A 3,312-nucleotide genomic window follows, 5' to 3' on the forward strand; every position below is an offset into this window, starting at 1 on the left:
GTGCCCGCCGACGAGTGATCCGAGGTGTCGGCCGGCGTCCCGTCCCCGGCTCCGGGGGGCGGTGCGGACGGCGGGCGGACGGGTGACGTGGGCTCCGGGCCGCGGTCCTGGGCGGGGGTGGGCTCCGGTCGTGATGTGTGAGTGCTCATGGCGCGAGTGAAGATCCGCCCGCCCCGCGCGGCCACCGCAGGGGCCGTCGCCTCAGCCGTCCGTGCCCAGGATCAACCCGGACGTGGGAACCCCCGTCCCCGCCGTCACCAACGTCCGCTCCGTCCCGGGTATCTGGTTCACGGACGTCCCGCGCAGCTGCCGTACCGCCTCCGCTATGCCGTTCATCCCGTGCAGATAGGCCTCGCCGAGCTGTCCTCCGTGCGTGTTCAGCGGGAGCGCGTCCGCCGCGACGAAGTCGGCCGCCTCCCCCGGACTGCAGAACCCGAACTCCTCCAACTGCATGAGTACGAAGGGAGTGAAGTGGTCGTAGAGGACGGCCACGTCGATCTCGCCCGGCGCGAGGCCCGAGGTCCGCCAGAGCTGCCGGGCCACCGCCCCCATCTCCGGAAGCCCCGTCAGGTCGTCCCGGTGGAAGCTGGTCATCGCCTCCTGCTTGCGGCCGGCGCCCTGCGCCGCCGCGAGGACCACGGCCGGCGGGCGCCGCAGGTCGCGGGCGCGCTCGACGGAGGTGACGACGATCGCCTGGCCGCCGTCGGTCTCCTGGCAGCAGTCGAGCAGCCGGAGCGGCTCGACGATCCAGCGCGACGCGGCGTGGTCGGCGAGGGTGATCGGCTTCCCGTGGAAGTACGCGGCGGGGTTCCGGGCGGCATGGCGCCGGTCGGTCACCGCGACATGGCCGAACGCGTCCGGGGTCAGCCCGTAGGTGTGCAGGTACCGCTGGGCGGTCATCGCGACCCAGGAGGCCGGGGTGAGCAGCCCGAAGGGCAGCTGCCAGCCGAGGGCGACGCCCTCGGCGGAGGGCTCGCGCTGCTGGACCCCGGAGCCGAAGCGGCGCCCCGAGCGCTCGTTGAACGCCCGGTAGCAGACGACCACCTCCGCGACCCCGGTGGCGACGGCGAGCGCGGCCTGCTGCACCGTGGCGCAGGCGGCTCCGCCGCCGTAGTGCACGCGGGAGAAGAAGGACAGCTCCCCGATGCCGCACGCCTGGGCGACCGTGATCTCGGGGTTGGTGTCCATGGTGAAGGTGACCATGCCGTCGACGTCGCCGGGGGACAGTCCGGCGTCGGCGAGGGCCGCCCGGACCGCCTCGGCCGCGAGGGACAGCTCGCTGCGGCCCGAGTCCTTGGAGAACTCGGTGGCCCCGATGCCCACCACGGCCGCCCGGCCGCCGAGGTCGTCCCGGGTGCGGATGCTCATCGCGGCACCTGCACGGTGACCGTCCCGGTGACGTGGTGCCCGAGCCCGTTCGCCCCGACGACCCGGACGTGCGCGGTGTCCCCGTCGACCTCGGTGACCGTGCCGGTCAGCACCATGGTGTCGCCGGGATGGTTGGGGGCGCCGAGCCGGATGGCGACCCTGCGCAGGACGGCACGGGGGCCGAAGTGGTCGGTGATGTACCGGCCGACGAGGCCGTTGGTCGTGAGGATGTTCATGAAGATGTCCGGAGAGCCCTTCTCGCGGGCCAGTTCGGCGTCGTGGTGCACGTCCTGGTAGTCGCGGGAGGCGACGGCCCCGGCGACGATCAGGGTGCGGGTGATCGGGATCGTGAGCGGTGGTAGCTCGTCGCCGGGCGCGACGAAGGTCTCCGTACCGGACGTCATGACAGGTCTCCCTCGGCGAGCAGGTCGCCGAGTTCGGCGAGGACTTCGGTGCCGCACCCGAGGTGCGCGTCGAGCTGCCGGCCCCACAGGAAGTGCCGGTGCACGGGGTGGTCGAGGTCCGCCCCCATGCCGCCGTGCAGGTGCTGGCCGGCGTGCACGACCCGCTTCCCCGCCTCGGAGGCCCACCAGGCGGCGGTCAGGGCCGCCGTGCGCGCGTCCAGCCCCCCGTCGCGGCGCCAGGCGGCCTCGTAGGCGGTCACCCGGATGGCCTCGGTGTCCATGTGGGCCTCGGCGGCCCGCAGTTGCACGGCCTGACGGGTCGCGAGCGGGCGGCCGAACTGCTCCCGTACGGCTGTGTACTCCACGGCTCTGGCCAGCGAACCGGCGCAGACCCCGGCCTGCAGCCCGGCGAAGGCGGTCCGGGCGGCGGCGAGCACCTCCGCGTAGACGGCAGCACTTCCCGCCCCGCCTATGTCCCCGCTCCCGCTTCCGTCTGCGCCGCCGCTTCCGCCGAGCCGCTCCCCCGGCGTCTCGTCGAGGACGAGCCGGGCGGCGGACCAGGGTGCGGTGAGCTCGACGGGGTCGATCCCGGCCGCGTCCTCGGTGCGGACCAGCCAGAGGCCGTGGACCGCGTCGGGGACGAGGACGTGCGTGGCGTCCCGGAGCCACGGCACCCAGTCCACGGTCCCGCTGAGCCGCCCCCGGTGCGAGGCGACCGCGCCGGTGGCGGGGAAGGCGCCCGTCGCCACCGTCGTACCGTCGCGGAGGCCCGGCAGCAGCCGGGCGCGCTGCTCGTCCGTGCCGTGCCGGGCGACGGCGAGGATCCCGTACACACAGGTCGCGGCGAACGGCACCTGTGCCGTCACGCGTCCCTGCTCCTCCAGGAGGAGGACCAGTCCGAGCAGGCCGGTCTCCTCCACCGAGCCGGGCAGCCCGGCGGCGCAGAGGGCCTTCCACAGCTCGGCGTCGCTGCCGGTGCCGGCCGCCCGGAGCCGCTCGTGGGTGGCGAGGTCGGCGAAGATCCGGGCGGCCAGCCCACGGGCCGCCGCCTGCTCCTCGGTGGGGGTGAAGTCCATGTCAGTCCTCCCCTCCCGCGCGGAAGACGGGAAGCTCCAGCTCCTCGTCGACGCGCAGGAACTCCAGCCGCACCGGCATCCCGATCCGCACCTTGTCGTACGGCACCCCCACCACGTTGCTCACGATCCGTACGCCCTCGGCCAGTTCGACGAGACCGACCGCGTACGGCGGATCGAAGGCGGGGAACGGCGGGTGGTGCATCACCACGTACGAGAAGACCGTCCCGGTGCCGCTCGCCTCGACCGTGTCCCACTCCGGGGAGCCGCAGTCGGCGCACCCGGGCAGCCAGGGGAAGCGCAGGGCCGAGCAGGCGACGCAGCGCTGGATGAGCAGCCGGTGCCCGGCCACGCCCTCCCAGAATCCGGCGTTGTCCCGGTTGACCACGGGGCGGGGGCGCCGGGCCCCGGGCCCGTGGTCAACCGGGACAACGCCGGATTCTGGGAGGGCGTGGCCGGGCACCGGC

At 74.3% G+C, this 3,312-nt stretch carries 4 protein-coding genes; all 4 read right to left on the reverse strand.

Going from position 1 to position 3,312, the window contains the following annotated elements; all coding sequences use genetic code 11:
- Window positions 1-201: 201 nt before the first annotated feature.
- The gene (locus EAO70_RS13870) at window positions 202-1,368 is read right to left on the reverse strand and encodes a lipid-transfer protein (RefSeq protein ID WP_148003272.1); all 1,167 of its coding nucleotides are present in this window, start codon (window positions 1,366-1,368) and stop codon (window positions 202-204) included.
- Window positions 1,365-1,772, reverse strand: coding sequence for a MaoC family dehydratase (locus EAO70_RS13875; protein WP_148003273.1), 408 nt, complete (start codon window positions 1,770-1,772; stop codon window positions 1,365-1,367). Before EAO70_RS13875 ends, EAO70_RS13870 begins: the two co-directional genes overlap by 4 nt.
- Window positions 1,769-2,848 carry an acyl-CoA dehydrogenase family protein gene (locus tag EAO70_RS13880; RefSeq protein ID WP_148003274.1) on the reverse strand — a complete coding sequence of 360 codons (1,080 nt, stop codon included), beginning with the start codon at window positions 2,846-2,848 and terminating at the stop codon, window positions 1,769-1,771. The genes EAO70_RS13875 and EAO70_RS13880 overlap by 4 nt, the downstream gene beginning before the upstream one ends.
- Window position 2,849: 1 nt before the next feature.
- A partial coding sequence (locus EAO70_RS13885) for a Zn-ribbon domain-containing OB-fold protein (protein WP_261992849.1) occupies window positions 2,850-3,312 on the reverse strand: 463 nt, incomplete at its 5' end.

It is taken from the genome of Streptomyces sp. adm13(2018), assembly GCF_008042145.1.
Classification (GTDB): Bacteria; Actinomycetota; Actinomycetes; order Streptomycetales; family Streptomycetaceae; genus Streptomyces.